General features: G+C 67.6%; 18 protein-coding genes. 9 read left to right on the top strand and 9 right to left on the bottom strand.

The annotated features are described in order from the left end of the window. Positions 1-90 precede the first annotated feature (90 nt). A complete protein-coding gene (locus tag EEB19_RS14575; protein ID WP_187587418.1) occupies positions 91-1,641 on the top strand; it encodes a carboxylesterase/lipase family protein in 1,551 nt (516 codons plus the stop codon). Positions 1,642-1,680: 39 nt separating this feature from the next. Here the strand turns inward: EEB19_RS14575 and EEB19_RS14570 are convergent, their stop codons facing one another. Further along, positions 1,681-2,487, bottom strand: coding sequence for an alpha/beta fold hydrolase (locus EEB19_RS14570; RefSeq protein WP_262365670.1), 807 nt, complete (start codon positions 2,485-2,487; stop codon positions 1,681-1,683). A 231-nt stretch (positions 2,488-2,718) separates the two neighbouring features. On the opposite strand from EEB19_RS14570, the gene EEB19_RS14565 reads away from it, so the two are divergent. The 4 genes from EEB19_RS14565 to EEB19_RS14550 are packed head-to-tail and all read left to right on the top strand — an operon-like array spanning position 2,719 to position 9,411. After that, positions 2,719-4,674 carry a cellulose biosynthesis cyclic di-GMP-binding regulatory protein BcsB gene (locus tag EEB19_RS14565; protein WP_262365669.1) on the top strand — a complete coding sequence of 652 codons (1,956 nt, stop codon included), beginning with the start codon at positions 2,719-2,721 and terminating at the stop codon, positions 4,672-4,674. Then, on the top strand, positions 4,671-6,200 hold the full coding sequence (locus EEB19_RS14560) for an archaeosortase/exosortase family protein (RefSeq protein ID WP_187587416.1): 1,530 nt from the start codon (positions 4,671-4,673) through the stop codon (positions 6,198-6,200). Before EEB19_RS14565 ends, EEB19_RS14560 begins: the two co-directional genes overlap by 4 nt. Continuing rightward, a complete protein-coding gene (locus EEB19_RS14555) occupies positions 6,197-7,729 on the top strand; it encodes a glycosyltransferase (protein ID WP_187587414.1) in 1,533 nt (510 codons plus the stop codon). Before EEB19_RS14560 ends, EEB19_RS14555 begins: the two co-directional genes overlap by 4 nt. Further along, a complete protein-coding gene (locus tag EEB19_RS14550) occupies positions 7,726-9,411 on the top strand; it encodes a glycosyltransferase family 39 protein (RefSeq protein WP_187587412.1) in 1,686 nt (561 codons plus the stop codon). The genes EEB19_RS14555 and EEB19_RS14550 overlap by 4 nt, the downstream gene beginning before the upstream one ends. 70 nt (positions 9,412-9,481) lie before the next feature. On the opposite strand, the gene EEB19_RS14545 is transcribed toward EEB19_RS14550, so the two are convergent. Beyond that, on the bottom strand, positions 9,482-10,603 hold the full coding sequence (locus EEB19_RS14545) for a beta-mannosidase (RefSeq protein WP_187587410.1): 1,122 nt from the start codon (positions 10,601-10,603) through the stop codon (positions 9,482-9,484). A 34-nt stretch (positions 10,604-10,637) separates the two neighbouring features. On the opposite strand from EEB19_RS14545, the gene EEB19_RS14540 reads away from it, so the two are divergent. Next, positions 10,638-11,171 (top strand): DUF2599 domain-containing protein, encoded by a 534-nt coding sequence (locus tag EEB19_RS14540; protein ID WP_187587408.1) that lies wholly within the window; start codon positions 10,638-10,640, stop codon positions 11,169-11,171. A 377-nt stretch (positions 11,172-11,548) separates the two neighbouring features. Here the strand turns inward: EEB19_RS14540 and EEB19_RS14535 are convergent, their stop codons facing one another. Genes EEB19_RS14535 through EEB19_RS14525 form a run of 3 tightly spaced genes read right to left on the bottom strand, consistent with a single transcriptional unit; the run spans position 11,549 to position 14,236 of the window. Beyond that, on the bottom strand, positions 11,549-12,424 hold the full coding sequence (locus tag EEB19_RS14535) for a metal ABC transporter permease (RefSeq protein ID WP_187587406.1): 876 nt from the start codon (positions 12,422-12,424) through the stop codon (positions 11,549-11,551). Further along, the gene (locus EEB19_RS14530) at positions 12,421-13,266 is read right to left on the bottom strand and encodes a metal ABC transporter ATP-binding protein (RefSeq protein ID WP_187587404.1); all 846 of its coding nucleotides are present in this window, start codon (positions 13,264-13,266) and stop codon (positions 12,421-12,423) included. The genes EEB19_RS14535 and EEB19_RS14530 overlap by 4 nt, the downstream gene beginning before the upstream one ends. A 4-nt stretch (positions 13,267-13,270) precedes the next feature. Then, positions 13,271-14,236 (bottom strand): metal ABC transporter solute-binding protein, Zn/Mn family, encoded by a 966-nt coding sequence (locus tag EEB19_RS14525; protein WP_187587402.1) that lies wholly within the window; start codon positions 14,234-14,236, stop codon positions 13,271-13,273. 160 nt (positions 14,237-14,396) lie between these two features. Here EEB19_RS14525 and EEB19_RS14520 point away from each other — a divergent pair, with 160 nt between their 5' ends. After that, positions 14,397-14,786, top strand: coding sequence for a DUF5313 domain-containing protein (locus tag EEB19_RS14520; RefSeq protein WP_187587400.1), 390 nt, complete (start codon positions 14,397-14,399; stop codon positions 14,784-14,786). Positions 14,787-14,837: 51 nt separating this feature from the next. On the opposite strand, the gene EEB19_RS14515 is transcribed toward EEB19_RS14520, so the two are convergent. After that, positions 14,838-15,425, bottom strand: coding sequence for a TetR/AcrR family transcriptional regulator (locus tag EEB19_RS14515; RefSeq protein ID WP_316245473.1), 588 nt, complete (start codon positions 15,423-15,425; stop codon positions 14,838-14,840). A 1-nt stretch (position 15,426) separates the two neighbouring features. Then, a complete protein-coding gene (locus EEB19_RS14510; RefSeq protein WP_187587396.1) occupies positions 15,427-16,701 on the bottom strand; it encodes a cytochrome P450 in 1,275 nt (424 codons plus the stop codon). Positions 16,702-16,812: 111 nt separating this feature from the next. Here EEB19_RS14510 and mshA point away from each other — a divergent pair, with 111 nt between their 5' ends. Beyond that, positions 16,813-18,162, top strand: a complete 1,350-nt coding sequence (gene mshA / locus EEB19_RS14505; protein WP_187587394.1) for a D-inositol-3-phosphate glycosyltransferase — start codon at positions 16,813-16,815, stop codon at positions 18,160-18,162. 4 nt (positions 18,163-18,166) lie between these two features. Further along, positions 18,167-18,781, top strand: a complete 615-nt coding sequence (locus tag EEB19_RS14500) for a YbjN domain-containing protein (RefSeq protein WP_187587392.1) — start codon at positions 18,167-18,169, stop codon at positions 18,779-18,781. Positions 18,782-18,833: 52 nt separating this feature from the next. On the opposite strand, the gene EEB19_RS14495 is transcribed toward EEB19_RS14500, so the two are convergent. Together EEB19_RS14495 and EEB19_RS14490 are read right to left on the bottom strand one after the other, a co-directional pair. Further along, positions 18,834-19,040: a helix-turn-helix transcriptional regulator gene (locus EEB19_RS14495; protein ID WP_187587390.1), complete on the bottom strand. Its 207-nt coding sequence runs from the start codon at positions 19,038-19,040 to the stop codon at positions 18,834-18,836. Next, a complete protein-coding gene (locus tag EEB19_RS14490) occupies positions 19,040-19,519 on the bottom strand; it encodes a DUF2975 domain-containing protein (RefSeq protein WP_187587388.1) in 480 nt (159 codons plus the stop codon). The genes EEB19_RS14495 and EEB19_RS14490 overlap by 1 nt, the downstream gene beginning before the upstream one ends. Between the last annotated feature and the right edge of the window lie 57 nt (positions 19,520-19,576).

Below are 19,576 nucleotides of genomic sequence, written 5' to 3'. Positions count from 1 at the left end.
GCGGTCGTGAGGTTGCCGTCGGAGCCGGACGTGTGACCGTCGTCACGGGCCCCCGGCATCCGCGGCGGGGTGTCCACTATGTTGGGTGACATGACATCGATCGATAGCAGGGTTACCACCGCCGATGGCATCGTCGAGGGTGCCCGGGGCAAGCGCACCCGGCGCGGCACGATCAGCTGGAAGGGCATCCCGTTCGCAGCGCCGCCGGTCGCCGGACTCCGCTTTCGAGACCCGCAGCCGGTCCACCCGTGGCCGGGCGTGCGCGACTGCACGCGGTTCGCCAAGGCGGCGATCCAGGAGAAGCGGTTCACCGCCGTCGCGCCCGGCAAGTACCAGCCGATGGGCGAGGACTGCCTCACCCTCAACGTCTTCGCGCCGGACCGCCCGTCTCCCACGCCGCGACCGGTGATGGTGTTCATCCACGGGGGCGCCTACATCCTCGGCACCGCGGCGACTCCGCTCTATGACGGTTCGTTGCTGGCCCGGTCGCAGGACGTGATCGTCGTGACCGTGCAGTACCGGTTCGGGCCGTTCGGCTACCTCGACCTCGGCGCATTCGCCACCGAGGATCGGCCGCTCGACTCCAACCTGGGACTCAAGGATCAGGTCGCGGCGCTGCAGTGGGTGCAGCGCAACATCGCGGCCTTCGGCGGTGACCCCGCGAATGTCACCGTGTTCGGGGAGAGCGCCGGCGGGTCGGCGGTCATCTCGTTGCTGAGCACCCCGGCCGCCGAGGGGCTGTTCGTGCGGGCGATCGCGGAGAGCCCTGCTCCCGAACTCGTCATCTCGTCCGACGCCGCCCGGATCTTTGCCGATCAGTTCGTCCGCTTCCTGCGCGATCCCGATCGTCGACCCACCGCGGTGGACCCCGATGCCGAACCGATCCCGGCCGAGGAGGCACAGCGCTTGCTCGCCCGGTCGTCCGCGCAGGACATCCTGCGGGCGGGCAACCTGCTGATGTCGTTCGCCCAGCGTGTCGAGGGTCTCGACCCGATTCCGTTCGGGCCGGTCGTCGACGGCGAGTACCTGCGGGAGGCGCCGCTGTCGGTCGCCGCGGCGAGTAGAACCTTGCCGGTGCCGCTCATCATCGGCAGCAATCACGACGAGGGGCAGCTGTTCACCCGCTTGTGGAACGTGCTGCCGGACGCGGAGAAGTCGCTGCTGCGCGTGTCCGACGAGCAGGACCGACGCGAGATCCGAGCACTCTATTCGGGCGGCAAGCGCGACGACGTGCAACTCACCGCCGATTCGGTGTTCTGGGCGCCGATGGTGGCCTTCGCCGAAGGGCACAGTGCTGTCGCCCCGACCTATGTCTACCGCTACGACTTCCGGACCCGGGTCCTCGCCGCGACCGGCATGGGCGCAACCCACGCGACGGAGATGTTCGCGGTGTTCGGGGCCTACCGCACCGCGATCGGCGCGGGGCTCGCGGTGGGCGACTGGCGGTCCACGGGCCGGGTGATCGCCGACGTACAGGACCGGTGGGGAGCCTTCGCGACGGGTGGTGTGCCGGGTGTGGGCTGGCCGGTCTACGACACCGAGACGCGTCGCGTGCTCATCATCGACGACCCCGACCGTGTGCAGTCCGACCCCGACGGTGCCCGCCGCGCGGCGTGGCAGCGAGTGCACGCATCGGCCTGAACGCACATCGGGACCCGAACGGTCGCGAACCGCGTCGCGTCAGGGATGCGGCACCCAATGGCTCGGGGGATCGGCCGTCAGGAACGCCACGACCAGCGGGTTGAACAGCTCGGGTGACTCGACGGGCAGGATGTGGGTGCCCGGCAGGACGGCCAGACGGGCCTGGGGGAGTGCGCGCGACAGCGCGAGGATGTGATCGACGCGTGCCACCCCGCGATCCGCTGCGACGAGCAGGATCGGGACGTCGACATCGGTGAACTCCGCGTAGTCGTAGGCGGGCTCCTGCGCGAGCATGGACACGGTCTTGTCGTAGACGACGTCGAAGTGCTGGGGACCGTCGGGCGTGATGTCGACGTAGCCGCTGCGCAGGAAGTCGACCGTCGCGGTGTCCCGCGACTCGATCAACTGGAAGAACTCGTCCGCGTCCTGATCGGCGCGATTGACGTAGAACGACACCACGACGACACGGTTGACGAGGTCGGGACGGTACTTAGCGACCAAGAGCGCGATCACCGCACCATCACTCCACCCGATGAGATGCGCGGGGCCTTCCACCTGCTCCTCGAGGTAGGCGATGGTCTCGGCCACCATGTCCGAATAGGTGAACGGGCCGTCGTGGTCGGGTGAGTGGCCGTGTCCGCTGCGTTCGGGTGCGTGGATCGCGAGGCCCGCGGCGGTCAGGTCGGCGAACTGCGCGCCCCAGGCCGACGCCGAGCCGAAAGCACCGTGGAGCAGGACCGTCGGCTGGCCGGACGGTTCTCCGCCGACGAAATGCCAGACGCGCCGACCGCCGAGGTCGACGTAGACGCCGCCGTCGATCCGCTCACCCGTCATGACGCTGGACACCCCGCCATCGTTCCAGACCACACGCGGCCGACGGGAAACAGTTGTGACTCGATCCCACAACGACGAGCCGTCGATGTCGACGCGCCGGCGTCGGTCACGATCATCACTGATCGGCACAACTCCGCCGATTGGCGATGCCGATGCCCGCTTGTTCCGATAGTTTCTTTCTGGAAGATCCAGTGGAGTATGTTGTGCCGCCGAGTATCCGCGCATCATGTCTGAAAGGGCCCGATGGTTGTGCGCCAGAGTTCTCGCCGTGGAAGCCGCAGAGTTTCGGTCGTCATCGCCGTCGCGGCGGTGATCGCCTCCCTCATCGGCTTCGCAGCACCGTCCGCGGCAGCTCCGGGTGACCCGCCACCACCGTTGAGTCTGCAGGATCTCGGGTCGTCGTCGACGATCTCCTTCCCAGGTCAGCAGGGTGAGGTCAGCATGAAGCTGCCGGTGCCGCAGAACCTCACGCCGTCCGTGCTCCGCGGCCTGTCCGAGCTGCCGGCGTTCGTGACCGGCGGCAGCGTCGATGTCCTGCAGGACGAACGCTTGATCTCGCGGACCCCGATCAATCCCGAGCCCAATTCCCCGATCGAATTGCCGCTGCGCGGATTGCGTGTCGACCAGAATGCCGCCGATATCGTCCTGCGGGCATACCTCCGGGTCCAGGGTCTCTGTCAATTCGACCCCGAGAACGCATTTCGGATGGTCAATGCGACCGTTTCCTACACGGGCCGGGAGGCGATCCCGGATTCGGTGGCCGAGTTCCTGCCGCCGATCCTGCGCGGGCTGACGATCTACATCCCCGACGACGTGCAGCAGGCAGAGGGTGCGGCAGCGGTCAACCTCGCCACGGCCGTGGTGGCGAATTATGGCGCCGCGCAGGTCCCGGTCCGAACCGTCGCGCTGCCGCGATCGAACATGACCCCGCCGACCGTTCCCGGACCACTCGAACGCCAGATCGTCATCAACACGCAGGCGAATCCCGGTCTGTCGCTTCAGCCCAACGACGGGTCCGCGTATCTCGTCATCGGCGGCTCGGCCGACGAACTCGTCACCCAGACCCAGTTCCTCACGTCGAACATGGCTCCCATCGCCCTGAGTTCGGCTGCGGTGGCGGGAGCGCTGCACAACGCGCCGCAGATCGCGCCGTCGGTGCAGACCCTCGGTGACCTGGGCATCGGCGATCAGTCGGTCACGTCGGCGGCCTGGCCGACCATCGACTTCGGGATCGACCAGACCAGACTCGGTCGTCCGTCGAAGGGCATCAGCGTCCAACTGTCGGGCTCCTACAGTCCCGGCCCACGCGACAGTGACGGTCTCATCGCGGTGCGTTCGGGCGATCGCACCATCGCGACGATCCCCACCGACGAGTCCGGTTCGTACAACCAGTGGGTCGACATCCCCGACGACGTCGTCCGCCGCTACACGCCGATCTCCCTCGTGTTGCAACGTGGCGATCTGAGTGAGGGTTGTGGCAACGGCTACCGCAGCACCTTGAGCCTCAGCTCGTCCGGAGAGGTCCGGTCCGAGGCGGCCGATCCGCCCCAGCCGCAGGGTTTCCAATCGCTGCCCCAGTCGTTGATGCCACGAACCCAACTCGCCTGGACCAAGGGTGATGCCGGCGACGTGTCCCGGGCGGTGTCGATCGCCGCCGGATTGCAGGGGATGTCGGCGGTGCCGTTGGGGATCGACGTGGTGTCGATGGACTCGGCGTCGTCCTCCGGGCAACCCGCGATCCTGATCGCGGCGGACGGGACGGGGCTGCCGTCGCTGGATCTGCCGTTGCGCGCCGATGGGCGCAAGCTCAGCGTCGTCTCACCGGGCGGCGGGTCGTCGTCGGTGACGCTGGACCCCGGTATCAGCTTCGGCGCTCTCGAGGTGACTCGATCGGGTGACCGGAGTGTCCTGGTCGCCACCTCCACCAACGATGCCGGTGATCTCGACTCGCTGCTGGACTATCTGTCCACCGATCAGAGGTGGGCAGCGGTTGACGGTGACGCGATCCTGAAGATCGCCGACAACGACCCCGTCGCGGTGAACTCGACGGCGGTGAACCCGGAGAGTGACGATTCCGGCTCGACGGGCTCGTGGGGCACCATCGTCGGCGTCCTGGTCGGCGCGGTGATCCTGGTCGGCGCGGTGATCGGCGGCACACTGCTCGTGCGTCGTCGTCGCGGGCGGTCGGCTGCCGGATGACACTGACCGACGCCGCGCCAACCCCGGCGGCGCGTGGTCCCGGCTTCCGAGAGCGGTTGGCGGGCAACACGTCGGCGACGATCGCCCTGCGGTGGACGCTCGTGCTGGTGGCGACGGTGGTCGCGTTCTGGCCGACATTGGGCGCCCTGGTGATCGAGATGCGCGCGCAGACCGCCATCACGTATCTGCCGGCGGTCGTCCTGCTCGTCGTCATCGCCGCCATCGGCACCTCGTGGCGGCGCGGCGACGAGCTGCCGATCCGGGATCGTCAGACCGACGTCATCGTCGGGATCATCGTCCTGATCGTGTCGTTGACGTTCTCGGTCATGAACCTCCGCTATGCCACGTCCTACCTCACCACCCACGTCGATCTGCTCTCGCTGTGGCTGTTCCTCCTCGGCAGCTGCATCCTCGTGTTCGGGTTACGCCCGGTGGCTCGCTACAAGTGGCCGTGGTTGCTGCTGCTGATGATCTTCCCGGTGCCCTACCGGGTCGAAGTACTCCTCCTCGGAGGTGGACCGTGGGCGGCCGGCGGTGTGATGATCGCCTTCGGCGCAGTGGCGAGTGGCGTGGCCACCGGCCGCACTCTGCGACGAGGACTGCTGGGGGCCGCGATCACCACGACGGTCGGGATCATCACCCTCGTCGGCTTGCGCACCTTCCATCCGACCGCTCCGGGCTGGGTCTATCAGACCCTTCCGTGTGTGGGTGCGGCGCTCGTGGCCAGTGCATGGCTCTACGTGGATTATCGTCGGCGCCACAAGGATTCGTGGACTCCGCTCGGTCGCGACATGATCGATGTCTCCGTTCCGCGGGTGGGGCGCCCCGGCTGGGTGATCGTGGTGTTCGCCGTGGGGATGTTCTTCATCCCGATCCCGAGCTTCGGCACCACCGAGAACACCGAGGTGCCGGGACTCGACACCCGCCCTCCGCTCGTCGTGCCGTCCAACTGGGTGGCCGGTGATGTCAACGAGTACAACTGGATCACCCGTCTGTACGGTCGTGGATCGATCATGACGACCCAGGACCTCTTCCAGGCCAAGGGAAGTCTGGCCTTCGACAAGTTCGCGCGGCCGCGCAAGGTCGTCGTCAACGCCATCGAGACGCGCTATCCGCTGCGCTTCGACGTCTACCCCTTCACCTTCGTCTACGACCTCGTCGGGGATCGCATCAGTGAGTCGCAACCCGTCGCGCTCCCGCACGGGGTGACCGGGCACCTGCAGACCGTCGTCGACGATCAGAGTTATCTGACCTTCAACCGGATCTTCTGGCAATGGAACAACGGGACGACGACGCAACGGGTCACGGTCATCGCAGTCGACAACCACGACGCCGACGCCGAGTTCCCGCGGCCGGAGATGACGGTCGCGCGCAACCTCAACACCTTTGTCACCGTGCTCTTCCGCGGCAACTCGGTCACGGTTGATCTCGATCCACAGTTCAAGGATCGTGACCTGCTGGTGCAGACGGCGGGCGACCTGATCAACGCGCAGGTCGACGCGATCGGTGAGGACGACACCCGATGACCCCGCGCAACGACCGCGAGGTCGCCGAATTGCTCGCCGACCCGGATTACCGCGAGGCCGCGCTCTACGACGCCGTCGAGCGGCTCCGCGACATCGATCCGCAGATGACGGCGTCGCTGCCGTTCAGCCGCGGGCAGAAGATACTCGGCGCGGTCGGCGCCGTGGCGATCGTCGTCCTGCTCGTGCTGTTCCCGATCCCGACCATCGCCGGGCTCGTGTCGATCGCGACGATCGTCTACATCCTCGCCCTCATCGACCGGCTGACCATCTTCCGGCGCGGCCTGGTCAACGGCGCCATCGTGATCCCCGACGAGCAGGCGCGGGCGATCCCCGACGACGACCTTCCGCCGTACACGGTCCTGGTCCCGGCCTACGGCGAACCGGAGGTCGTCGGCGACCTGATCGCCGCGATGGAGTCGCTGGAGTATCCCCACGACAAGCTCCAGGTGCTGCTCCTCCTCGAGGCCGACGACGAGCCGACGATCGAGGCGGCCCGGGACATGGGATCGCATGACCTGGTCACCGTCGTGCTCGTGCCGCCTGCCGACCCCCGCACGAAGCCGAAGGCGTGCAACTACGGTCTGCATTTCGCCACCGGTGACATCGTCGCGATCTACGACGCCGAGGACCTGCCGGACCCATTGCAGTTGCGCCGGGCAGTCGCGGCATTCCGAGCCGAGGACGAGACCGTCGTCTGTGTCCAGGGAAAACTCAACTTCCACAACGCCCGCGACAACATCCTCACCGAGTGGTTCGTCGCCGACTACGGGATCTGGTTCAGCTATCTGCTTCCGGGCCTGATGGCCAGTCGTGCCCCGATCCCGTTGGGCGGCACGTCGAATCACTTCCTCCGGCAGGTTCTCGACGACATCGGCGCGTGGGATCCGTTCAACGTCACCGAGGACGCCGATCTCGGAGTTCGCATCGCCGGCAACGGCTATCGGACCGCGGTCCTGGATTCACTCACCCTCGAAGAGGCGAACGTGGACGCGATCAACTGGGTCCGACAGCGGTCCCGCTGGTACAAGGGCTACATGCAGACCTGGCTGGTGCACATGCGCCGGCCGGTGGACCTGTGGCGGATCCTGGGTCCGATAGCCTGGTACCGGTTCACCCTGCTGATCGCCGGCACACCGCTCATCGCCTGTATGAACATGGTGTTCTGGCTGATCATGGTGGTCTGGATCGCCGGGCAACCCAAGGTGTTCGCCGACATCTTCCCCGGTCCCATCTACTACCTGTCTCTTATCTCGCTGATCTTCGGCAACGGCGCCGCGATCTACATGAACCTGGTCGCGATCCGTGAGGACGGCCGCAGCGGCCTGATGTGGTCGGCCCTGCTGGTGCCGGTGTACTGGGTGATGATGAGTGTGGCGGCGATCAAGGGCATGTGGCAGATGCTGGTCAATCCGTCCTACTGGGAGAAGACCTTTCACGGTCTGGCCGCCGGCTCCAAGGAGACCGCCGATGGTGGCGATGCGGTGGCGGGTGCGGACCCTGTCCCGCAGACCGATGGCGGTACGCCATGAGCCGACGCCGGATCATCGGACTGTTCGTCGTCGTGTGGCTGCTCTACCTCGCCGTCGGCGTCTACCTGGCGGCCGATGTCCGTCTGTACGTGGGCGACTCGCTCTCTCGGGTGCAGTCGGCGCAGAGCGTGTTGTTCAGTCGCGATCCGCACCTGTCGGCCATCGGTTTCATCTTCACCCCGCTGACCGCGATCATCCAGCTCCCGCTGACAGCGCTCACCCCGCTGTTCCCCGCCATGACCACGTCGGCGTTGTCGGCGGCCGTGATGTCGTCGGCGTTCATGGCCGGGTCGGTCATCCAGGTGTCCGGCATCGCCCGCGATCGCGGTCTGTCCCCGACGATCTCGATCGCGGTCACCGCGTGTTATGCGATCAATCCGATGATCGTCTTCTATGCCGCCAACGGTATGAGTGAGGCGCCCTACCTGTTCTTCCTGGCATGGGCGGTGCGGCGCGGGATCCGATGGGCCGACACCGACGACGTGCACGATCTCGTGACAGCGGGCATGGCGCTCGGATTCGCCTACCTGACCCGATATGACGGCGCCGCCGCGGCTCTCGGCGCCGGACTGCTGGTGGCGATCGTCAGTTACCGACGGCCCGATCGCACCGACCGGGTCATGCGCGTCCTGCTCGACGTCGCGCTCGTCGCGCTGCCGGCCTTCGTCGCCTTCGTGATCTGGGCGTTGACGAGCTGGCTCATCACCGGCAATCTGTTCGCGCAGTTCACCTCCGAGTACGGCAACTCGTCGATCATCGCCGAATCCGGCGGCAGCGGATCCGACACGGCCACGCGTGCCCTGCAGTTCTCCATCGTCGAACTCACCATTCTCGCGCCGCTCTTCCCGCTTCTGCTGGTGATCGTGCTGGCCGTCCGCCGGCGGCGGCATCGGTTGTATCCGCTACTGGCGCCCTTGCCACTCATCGGCGGTGTGCTGGTCTTCCAGATCTACAGCTACTCCAAGGGATCCACGTTCGGGTTCCTCCGGTTCTACATGACGGTCATCCTGCTCGCCGCGATCATCGCCCTGCTCGCGGTCCCGGCGAGACGAGCCCTACCGCGGCGTCGCCTCGGCCCGCACGCCCAGATCCCACCGGTGGTCACCGGACATCGGCGGCAGGTGCGTGCACTGACGGCGATCGCCATCGTCACGATGGTCGTCGCCATACCGGTGACCGCCTACGGGATGACGTCACCGAAGTACGCCCCGCAGGAGTTCGCCCTGCAGAGTATCGTCATGCCGAATCCCCATGCGGTGGACAAGAAGACGCTCGACGCGCAGCGCGTCGTCCGCTCCTTCTCGACCGAACGGTCGATCGCGCAGTACCTCGACAGCCTGAACCTCCCCGACGGCAGCGTGCTCTGCGACACCGTCTACGGGTTTGCCGTGATCGCGCAGTCGGCCCGTCCGAAGCAGTTCGTGATCCCATCGGATCAGGACTTCACCGAGATCCTCAACGATCCGGCAGCACACGGTGTCCAGTACATGCTCGCCGTCCCGCGTACCGGACGCGGCGAGTCGGATGCGCTCAACATCCGCTTCCCGACGCTCTACGAGAACGGCGCACAGGTGTCGGTGCTGGTGCTCGAGGCCCGCAATCAGGGTGAGGATCTGCCCAATTGGCGGATCTATCGCGTGACGCCGGCGGCCGATCTGCTCGGCGGTGGCGGCGTCAACTGATGCCCTCCGGCCAGGACCGACGTCGGTGCCGGCCGAGCGGGGCGGCTTTGGGTCGGGAGTGCCAGTCCGGTCATCGGACCAGATCGGTCACGACCTGCCAGGCCGGACCGTCGTATCCGATGTCGAAGGTGCAGTCGTCGGGCCGTGGGTCCGGGACGAACGCCCACAACAGCGCGGCGGCGGTCCCCGCCTCGCGTTGCGCGGTGATCTTGCGGCGGAACTGATCTGCGCGATCGGGTAACGAGAGGCAGGTGCCGGCCTTGATGCCCATCTCGCCGACGATCAGCGGCTTCTGCAGGGACCGCGCCTGGCCCAGTCGGGTGGGCAGGTCGCTGCCCGCGGGGCCGAAGTCGGTGGGAGCGCTTCCGTAGTCGTGGAAGTCGAGGACGTCGATCTCGGGGGAGGCGCCGACTTTCGCATAATCGGCACCCTCCATTCCGCACTGATCACCACCGATGAAGCCGGAGAACACCAGGTGGCGGTCGTCGAGGGAACGCAGTCGGGCGCCGGCCTCGTCGTAGAAGTCGCGCAGCACCTCGGCACCGCCCGACGGGCACGCACGTACCTGCCACTCACATCCGCCCGACGTGCACACACTGGCTTCCGGCTCGCCGACGATCTCCCAGCCCGCCAGGCTCGGCTCGCCGCGCCAGCGGGTGACCGCGGCGCGCATCCAGTCGGCGAAGGTCAGACCGCCCACCGACTTTTGCGTCTTCCACCCCGATTCGTACCAGTCGCGTTCCTTGAACCGGTCGTCCTCACAGGTGCCCGGGCCCCCAGTCAGTACCGGCAGGACCATCTGGCGATGACGTTTCGCCGCCGCGAACACCGCGTCGAGAGGGCCGAAATCCAGCAGGCCGCTGTTCTTGTCGACGGCGAACATGGAGAAGAGGCTGATCCGCGTCAACGCGCGCGGTGGGAGGCGATCGAAGTAGTCGTCGACGTCGACGGCCGCACCGCATCCGCGGTTGACCGACCAGTCGGTGCCCAGTTGATAGGCGTTGAAACCGGTGGGCCACCACGCCTGCCCGTCGAGTCGGAGCAGCGTGTCGGTGGCGGTGACGCGAGGCTTTCCGTCGGCGGACGCCGACTCGCTCGACGGCGCTCTGGTGCCGGACGGATCGGCGCACCCGGCCGCGACGACTGTCACGATCAGGAGGGCGCAGAGCGCGGCGACACGGAGTCTTCCCACAGCCGAAGGCTACTCGTCGATAGGGTCTCCGGTCATGGATGACGTTCAATCACGTGCGTTCCGGCGCCGACACGTGGTCGCCGCGATGTCGCTGGCCGTGGTGGGCCTCCTGTCGTCGGCGGCGTGCTCATCGGCGGAATCCGGCAACGGTGGCGACGGCACCCGTGGCAGCGCGGCGATATCGGTCGTGTCGTCGGCGTCGGCGCCGTCGGCCGGCCCTGAGACCGCGTCGGCGACTCGTCCGACGACCCCGGTCCTGCCGCCGCCGTACGTCGAGTATGTGGAGTGGGTGCAGACCGCGGTCGGACCCAGCCTCCAGATCCATCCGACCGCCGCCGGTCGGCGCACCGAGAACCCAGACGGTGCCGACATCGCCTGGGCGGAGGTCCTGCGGATGGAACCCGACGCCGACACACCGGGCATGCGCGCGCAGTTCGACTGTCACTGGGATTTCGCACGCGCCGTGCAACCGGACAAACCGAGTTGGAACATCGAGCCGTCGCGGCCCGTCGTCACGGACCAGGTGATGATCCAAACCCGGTGCAACCCGGGCGCTCCGGAGGAGTGAACCCCCGGCCTGCCTGCCGGCCACCCACCGCGCCCGACCGTGCCCGACCGGGTCAACCCAGCCCTCGCCGCCCCGTGCCCGACCGTGCCCGACCGGGTCAACCCAGCCCTCGCCGATCGTGCCCTGTTTCTCGCCGACCGTGCCCGACCGGCTTAGCCCAGCCCTCGCCGATCGTGCCCTGTTTCTCGCCGATCGTGCCCAGATTTTCATCGAGCGGGTCCACAGAGTTGCGAGCTCGTGAACGCCGCCGACGAAACCGAAGGGGCCGGGCACGATCGGCGAAATTCTGGACACGATCGGCGAGTTTTCGGACACGGTCGGTGAGGTGGCGAGGTGGCGACGTGGTGAGGCGTGGTGAGGCGGTGAGGTGGCCCGGGTCAGCGGGTGACGAACTGCCGCCGACGACCCATGACGCGGCACACGACGTAGATCACGAACGAGATGGTGGTGACGAACACCGACACCGGGAGCCCGGGTGCGAGGGACAGGATCAGCCCGCCGACAGCGGCCACCTCGGCGAACACCACCGACAGCACGAGCACCGTCGTCGGGTTGGCGGTCAGTCGGGCGGCTGCGGCCGCCGGTGTGATCATCAGCGACATCACCAGCAACGCGCCGATGATCTGCACGCCTTGCGCGCATGCCAGGCCCATGAGGACCGCGAACACCACCGACAGCAGGCGAATCCGGACGCCGTGTGCGCCCGCAACCCGCGGATCGAGCGAGGCGAACAGCAGCGGGCGATAGATGATCGCCATGCCGACGACCACGACGACGGTGGTGATCGCGATGGCCGTCAGACCGCCGGTCCCGACGCTGACCACCTGGCCGGTGAGCATCGCGAAACCCGTTCGCGCGCTGCCGTACAACGAGAGGAACAGCACGCCGAGTCCGAGGCCGAACGCCATCACCACACCGATGACCGAGTCGCGCTCGCGCGCACGATTCCCCATGAAGCCGAATACCGAGGCGGCCACCACGGCACCGACCACGCCACCGACGTTGATGCCGATGCCCAGCAGGAGGGCGGCCGCGGCGCCGGTCACCGACAGCTCGCTCACACCATGCACGGCGAACGACATCTGCCGGGCGACGATGAGCGGCCCGAGGATTCCGCCGAGCAGTCCCAGCAGGGCGATGGCGATCAGTGACTGCTGGACGAAGTCACGTTCGAGCAGGGAGCCGGTCTCGCCGAAGTCCCAGAGCTTGCTGATCTCGATCTGTGCGGCGGCCAGGGGAGCGCCGACGGTCATGACTGCGTGGTCCGCTCACCGTGTGCCCCCTGCGCCGACGGCGCAGGCGTTTCGGGGCGATGATCGCAGTGATGGGCGTCCTCGCCACCGATCACGAGCAACCGGCCGTTGACCCGGAGCACCTCGACGTCGCTGCCGTACAGATTCGAGAGCGTGGCGGTGGTCATCACCTCGTCGGGTGTGCCGATGCGAAAACGTCCGCCGACCAGGTACAGCACACGATCGACGTAGGGCAGGACGGGATTGATCTCGTGGGTCACGAACACCACGGCCGTGTCTGCCGTCCGGCGACGTTCGTCGATGAGTTCGACGACGAGGTGCTGATTGGTGGGGTCGAGGCTCGACAGCGGCTCGTCGCACAGCAGCAGAGTGGGGTCCCCGGTCAGTGCCTGGGCGACCCTGAGCCGCTGCTGCTCGCCGCCGGAGAGCAGGCCCATGGGGGCCTCGGCATACGCCGTGGCGCCCACCTCCGCCAATGCGGCGTCGACCAGTCGCCGACGACGCGCTCGCCCACGCAATCCGAAACCCCATCGGGCGCCGTCGACGCCGAAGCCGACGAGGTCGCGGCCGCGCAGCGCCATCGGGTCGGCGTCGTCGGAGTGTTGCTGCGGGATGTAGCCGATGCGGTCGGTGACCTCGAGCCGCCCGTCGTCGAGGGGATACTGGCCGAGCAGACACCGCAGGAACGAGGTCTTGCCGGATCCGTTGGGGCCGAGGACCGCGATGAACTCACCTCGGGAGATGCTGAGATTCAGGTCGTCCCACAGCACCCGCGAACCGAAACCGAGGCGGGCTTGCTCGAATCGCGCGACCTGAACGTCGGTCCGGGCGGGTTCGGTCATGACATCAGTGTGCGGCATGGTTCCCGAGCGCGGCACTCAACGCATCGATCTGGCTCTGCTGCCACGCGACGTAGTCGGTGGTGCCGTCCGGCAACGTCTCGGTGAACTTCACGACCGGCACGCCGGACCGCTCGGCGACGGAGAGCATCGCCTCGGTGACGGAGTCGACGGCCTGGGTGTTGTAGATGAAGGCGTGCACGGTCTTCGAGGTGAGCAGATCCTCGAGCGCGGCGCGGTCGGCCGCCGACGGCGACTGCCCCTCCTCGACCGATTGTGTGAACCCGGCGGGCGATGCGTCGACGAGACCCGCCTCTGCCAGCATGTAGCCGGCCAGGGGCTCGGTCTGGGCGACCTCGGTGCCGTCGTGGTCCTTCTTGATGGTGGCGAGGTCGTCGCGCAGCCCGGTGATCTTGGTGCCGAACGCCTCCGCGTTGGCGCGGTACGCATCGGCGTTGGCCGGGTCCTTCTCGGCGAGCGTGTTCGCGAGGTCGGTGGCCACCTCGGCGACGACGGGCAGGTCGTAGAAGACGTGCTCGTTCTGATCGCCGTGGTCGTGATCGCCATGATCGTGGTCGCCGGAGTCGGAACCGGCTTGCGAATCGTGGCCGTGATCGCCCTGGAAGATGTCGTAGGCGTCGATCGTCGGGATGTCGGATCCCTCGACCGCCTTCTCCATGTAGGCGTCGTAACCGCCACCGTTGAGCACGACGACGTCGGCGTCGGACACCTTCGCGGTGTCGGCGGCGGACGGCTCGAACTCGTGGGGGTCGCCCTCGGCGTTCGTGTACAGGGTCGTGACGGTCGCCTTGTCGCCGGCGACGGCAGAGGCCACTGAGCCCCAGACGTTGGTGGACGTGACGACCGTCGGTGTGCCGGACGAGGCCCCGCCGTCGTCGCCACCCGAGCAACCGGCCAGGGCCAGCGCACTCGCGCCGATCAGAGCCACGGTCGTGGCCAGTGTTCGCCTCATCGTCTTCTCCGCCTCACGCAAATGACAATCGTTACCGAAAGCAGTGTAGGGGAAGCCGTGGCGGCACGGCGAATCGGCTGAGCGGAAGCGCCCCGGTGCGAGGTGCGTCAGGTCCGAACCCGACGGATAGCCATCGATTCAATCGCGTACTATCGAATTCGTGAGCGACGGTCTGACGGGCCCCAAGGGTTGGCAATACGTGAAGTACGCCTATGGGGCCAAGCTGCCGCCGTCGATGCGCGACTGGGTCGCCAACGATCTCGCCGGGCCGGGAGCGGCCGTTCGGATGGTCGTGCGCTGGGCGGTGCCGTGCGTGATCCTGCTCGCGCCGATGATGTTCATCCCCACCGACTTCATCATCCGGCTCAACATGACCATTCCGATCCTGTTGCCGTACATCTTCTTCTCGATCGCACTGAACCGCGTGTACCGCCGGTATCGGCTGACGCAGCACGGGCTGGATCCCGAACTCGTCACGAAGATCGAACGCGAGCGTGACGCCGATCTGTACGACGAGTATCACCGCAAGTACCGCGGGCGGCCGCGCTAGCGGGATCCACCGATCGGCCTCGCCGACTCGAGACTTTCCACGGCGGTCGGATCATGGTCCGAGGATCACCGGCACGACGAAGCGTTCGAGCATGGCCCGCTCGTCGTCCGGATTCTCGCCGGGGGAGGTCAGCAGGGACACGATCACGCGGACCAGCCATCGCCCGCGCTCGCGCAGATCGGCGGGATCGGGATCGCGCACGCCGACATCGGCGCGGATGTCCGCGAGGAAGCCGTGCACGATCTCCTCGATCGCAGGGGACAGCAGTGCGAGGTTCGACGACGCCCCGGCGGTGTCCGCCGCGAACCACGCCGACAGTGCCGGATTCGCCCGCACCGCCTCGACGGCCGTCGTGACCGCGGAGATCAGCCGTGTTCCGGGGTCGGTCGTGGCGCCGGTGGCCCCGGCGATCGCGACACCCATCTGTGCGGCCGCGCGTTCGACGTAGGCGGCGAGCACCTCGGACTTTCCCGGGAAGTGCCGGTACAGCGTCGCACGCGAACAGCCGACGGCCGTGGCCAGTGAACGCATGGTCACGGCTGCGACCCCGTGCTCGACGAAGAGTCGTTCCGCGACGTCGAGGATGCGCTGGGTGCCGAGTTCGGCGCGATCGGGCGCGAGCCAGTCCGCTGTGCGCATGTCAGGCATGAAAGCCGACGTATGTGGGTCGTCGTACGTAATTTCCTTCTGCCCAACGGATTCCGTCGATGTCGACGGTGAACTGCGGGTGCCGGGCGAGGAGTTCCGTGAGGGCCACCCGAGCCTGCATCCGAGCCGCGGCGGCGCCGAGACAGTGGTGGTTTCCGTGGCTGAACGTGAGGATGTTGCGAGGGCCTCGGGTGACGTCGAGCGCGTCGGCGTCCGGCCCGTACACCGACGGATCGCGGTTCGCCGACCCGTAGCACAACAACACCTTCCGGCCTGCGGGGATCGTGGCACCGCCGTCGGGGGTGTCCGGATAGTGGACGTCGCGAGTCGTCGTCCGGGCGAGTCCCTGGACCGGCGAGGTGAGACGAAGTAGTTCGTCGACGGCTCCGGGGATCAGTTCCGGGTCGTCGACGAGCCGCTGTCGCTGATCCGGAAAGCTGTGCAGCAGAGCAACACTGCCGCCGAGCATGCCGGTCGTGGTGTCGTTGCCGCCGGCGACCATGGTGAAGGTGAACGCCAGGATGGACAGCAGCCCGTGCGGGTCCCCGGGGTCGTCGGCCAACCCGGCGGCGACCAGCGCAGAGACGGTGTCGTCGGCGGGATGGCGCTTACGGAACTCGATGAGTTCGGTGAAGTAGCCGAGCATCTCCATCGTCGCGGCGCCCGCCGATTCGGCGGCAGACCCCGCGCCTGCGATGCCACCGGCGGCCGACGTCGCGCCGACCACGGCCTCCGTCCATCCGTCGAACCGCGACCAATCCTCCTCGGGCACACCGAGGTAATGGGCGACGACCATACTGGGCAGTGGTTTGAACAACTCGCCGACGATATCCGCAGGACCGTCGGAGGGGAGGCGCTCGAGACGATCGAGGACGAACTCGCGCACCGTCGGCTCGATCGCGATGACCTGACGCGGGGTGAATCCCCGGGACACGAGTCGGCGGAATGCGGTGTGGGCCGGCGGATCCTGCATCACCATCGGCGGGTGATCGGCCATCCCGATCGCGTCGAGTTCACCGTAGGCGACGGTGAGTCCCTGGGCCGACGAGAACGTCGTCGCGTCGTTGGCCGCGGCGAGGACATCGGCATGACGGGTGAGGACCCAGTAGTCGCCGTCGGCGAACTGTTCGTCGCTGTCCCCGGGCTTGTCTGGTTCGACGTGATGAACCGGGCAGTGCCGTCGCAGTGCGGCATACATCGGGTAGGGATCCGCCCACGTCGAACCCGATCGGAGCGAGAACCGGGCCTCGGACACATCGACTGTCATGTATCGACAATGAGACACAATGGCTCAAGTGTCAACCACGTGCGGGCGGCGCACAAGGGCGGTGTGCCCGGGCGCGCTGAGCGGTGATGGCGCTTTCTCTAAGCTGGTGGGATGACCAGCCCCCCGTTGCCGCGGCGAGTCGCACTCATCTCCGTGCACACCTCGCCGTTGGCCCAGCCGGGTACCGGCGACGCCGGGGGCATGAACGTCTACGTCTGGCAGACCGCCACCCGCATGGCCCGGCGCGGCATCGAGGTCGAGATCTTCACCCGCGCGACGTCGTCGTCGGATGCGCCGACCGTCGCCGCGGCACCCGGCGTCACCGTTCGCAACGTCGTCGCGGGGCCGTTCGAGGGCCTGGACAAGCGCGATCTGCCGGCCCAGTTGTGTGCCTTCACCGCGGGGGTGTTGCGAGCCGAGGCCATGCACAAGCCCGGCTATTACGACCTCATCCACTCGCACTACTGGCTGTCCGGCCAGGTGGGCTGGCTGGCGCGCGACCGCTGGGGTGTGCCGTTGGTCCACACCGCCCACACCCTCGCGGCGGTCAAGAACGCGTCGTTGGCCAAGGGCGACACCGCGGAGCCGATGCTTCGGGTGATCGGTGAGCAGCAGGTCGTCGACGAGGCCGACCGGATGGTGGTCAACACCGAGACCGAGGCGACCGAACTGATGTCGATGTACCACGCCGACCGCGGACGGATCGACGTCGTCACCCCGGGTGCCGACCTCGACATCTATGCGCCGGGGCCACGTGACGAGGCCCGCGCCGAACTCGGTCTGCGGCCCGACGAGACGGTGCTGACCTTCGTCGGCCGCATCCAGCCGCTCAAGGCCCCCGACGTCCTCCTCGCCGCGGCCGCGCCGATCGTCGAGCGGTCTCGGCGTGTGGGCCGGCCCGTGCGTGTACTCGTCGTCGGCGGTCCGTCGGGCACCGGCCTCGCGCAGCCGACAGCGCTCATCGATCTCGCCGCCGAGCTGGGCATCAGCGACGCCGTCACGTTTCTGCCGCCACAGCCGTCGCATCGCCTCGCCCAGGTCTATCGCGCGTCGGATGTCGTTGCCGTACCCAGCTATTCGGAGAGCTTCGGACTGGTCGCGATCGAGGCGCAGGCGTGTGGGACGCCGGTGGTCGCCGCCGACGTGGGTGGCCTGAGTGTCGCGGTCGCCGACGGCCGCACCGGGCTGCTCGTCGACGGACACGACGTCGAGGACTGGACCGCAGCGATCGGCGGACTGCTCGACGACCCGGACCGGCTCGCCGGTATGCGGCGCAACACGCGCACACATGCCGAGCAGTTCTCCTGGGAACACACCGCGACGCAGCTGTTGTCGAGCTACTCCGACGCGATGGCGTCGTTCGCGGCGCGCAACCCGGGGACGACCGGCGCCGCCTCGGTACGTCGGGGGTCGCGTCGCTGGCGTCGTCGCCGACCACGAATGACCGTCAAACAAGGGTGAACGGGTGAACCAAGCCGAGATCGTCGACCTGCTCGAATCCACGCTCGCCGAACGGGACATCCCGTTCAGCCGCAAGGACGCCGGTGGTGCGCAGGCCGATCACCTCGTCCTCGAGCTGCCCGGCGAGCGCAAGCTCACGACGACCGTCCTGCTGACGGCGGGCCCACACGGTGTGCGGGTCGAGGCCTTCGTCTGCCGCCGACCCGACGAGAACCACGAGGGCGTCTATCACTATCTGCTCCGACGCAATCGTCGGCTCTACGGCGTGGCCTACACCATCGACAACACCGGGGACATCTACCTGGTGGGTCGGATCTCGGGGGATGCGCTCAGCGCCGATGAGGTCGACCGCGTGCTCGGGCAGGTGCTCGAGGCCGCCGACGGCGACTTCAACACCCTTCTCGAGATCGGTTTCCTCTCGTCGATCCAGCGGGAGTGGGCATGGCGCGTCTCGCGGGGCGAGTCGCTGCGGAACCTGCTCGCGTTCGAGCACCTGATCGACAAGGATGCGCTGCCGGAGCCGGGGGAGCCGCTCGAGGGGCGATACGAGCCGGGCGTCACGGCCGTGGATCGGGCGGGTGAGCAGCCGGAGGCGGCCACCGAGGACGACGAGAGCTGAGCCACGGCAGATCTGGCGTCGCCCATGCGGGGAGTCGAGACGCTCTGGCTGCTCACTCGTCCACGAATTCGAGAAGATCGCCGGGCTGGCAGTCGAGCACGCGGCACATGGCCTCGAGGGTGCTGAATCGGATCGCCTTGGCTCGGCCGTTCTTCAGCACCGATACGTTGGCGGCGGTCAGCCCGACCCGCTCGGCGAACTCGGCGACACTCATCTTTCGACGGGCCAGCTCCACGTCGATCCGGACCACGATCGGCATCAGATGACCGCATCCATGTCCGTGCGCAGCGCGGTCGCCTGCCGCAGCAGTGCGCGCATCACCACCATCAGCAGACCGAGGACTCCGGCGGTGACCAGGCACAGGAACATCAGCAGTGGGAGGCCCGGGTCGTCGGCGTGCACACCGACGTAGAGGAAGGCCGCGGCAAAGGCGATCCAGCCGGCCACGATCGACCACACGATCACATCCACCCAGATGAGCGAGGCGGCGGTGAAGATCCGGTCGCCGCGAACGAGCGTCAGCAGTCGCCAGATGCAGATCACCACGATCTCGACGCAGAGGATCAGGAACGCGGCGAGCGCCGTCGACGGCCAGCGGAGGTACGCCATGTCCGGGGATTCGGTTGCCATGTGCGCGAACTGACCGGGTAGCGACAGTGTCTGCAGGACCACCAGGAGCGCGAAGAAGACGAGCAGCGCCGCTCGGAGGACGAGTACCACTCGTTTATCGACGTTCACATATCGATAATCGATGTACAAGTATCGATTGTCAATACGGCTGAAAGGGGCCGGTCA

Source organism: Gordonia sp. OPL2 (assembly GCF_003797825.1).
Taxonomy (GTDB): domain Bacteria; phylum Actinomycetota; class Actinomycetes; order Mycobacteriales; family Mycobacteriaceae; genus Gordonia.
This window is presented reverse-complemented; position numbering and strand designations above follow the sequence as displayed.

What these genes read in the sequence shown, in the direction of transcription:
- EEB19_RS14525 (WP_187587402.1), bottom strand. Translation starts at nt 14,236, where the DNA reads ATGAGGCGAACACTGGCCACGACCGTGGCTCTGATCGGCGCGAGTGCG.
- EEB19_RS14560 (WP_187587416.1), top strand. Translation starts at nt 4,671, where the DNA reads ATGACACTGACCGACGCCGCGCCAACCCCGGCGGCGCGTGGTCCCGGC.
- EEB19_RS14530 (WP_187587404.1), bottom strand. Translation starts at nt 13,266, where the DNA reads ATGACCGAACCCGCCCGGACCGACGTTCAGGTCGCGCGATTCGAGCAA.
- EEB19_RS14575 (WP_187587418.1), top strand. Translation starts at nt 91, where the DNA reads ATGACATCGATCGATAGCAGGGTTACCACCGCCGATGGCATCGTCGAG.
- EEB19_RS14555 (WP_187587414.1), top strand. Translation starts at nt 6,197, where the DNA reads ATGACCCCGCGCAACGACCGCGAGGTCGCCGAATTGCTCGCCGACCCG.
- EEB19_RS14540 (WP_187587408.1), top strand. Translation starts at nt 10,638, where the DNA reads ATGGATGACGTTCAATCACGTGCGTTCCGGCGCCGACACGTGGTCGCC.
- EEB19_RS14510 (WP_187587396.1), bottom strand. Translation starts at nt 16,701, where the DNA reads ATGACAGTCGATGTGTCCGAGGCCCGGTTCTCGCTCCGATCGGGTTCG.
- EEB19_RS14515 (WP_316245473.1), bottom strand. Translation starts at nt 15,425, where the DNA reads ATGCGCACAGCGGACTGGCTCGCGCCCGATCGCGCCGAACTCGGCACC.
- EEB19_RS14535 (WP_187587406.1), bottom strand. Translation starts at nt 12,424, where the DNA reads ATGACCGTCGGCGCTCCCCTGGCCGCCGCACAGATCGAGATCAGCAAG.
- EEB19_RS14550 (WP_187587412.1), top strand. Translation starts at nt 7,726, where the DNA reads ATGAGCCGACGCCGGATCATCGGACTGTTCGTCGTCGTGTGGCTGCTC.
- EEB19_RS14565 (WP_262365669.1), top strand. Translation starts at nt 2,719, where the DNA reads ATGGTTGTGCGCCAGAGTTCTCGCCGTGGAAGCCGCAGAGTTTCGGTC.
- mshA (WP_187587394.1), top strand. Translation starts at nt 16,813, where the DNA reads ATGACCAGCCCCCCGTTGCCGCGGCGAGTCGCACTCATCTCCGTGCAC.
- EEB19_RS14495 (WP_187587390.1), bottom strand. Translation starts at nt 19,040, where the DNA reads ATGCCGATCGTGGTCCGGATCGACGTGGAGCTGGCCCGTCGAAAGATG.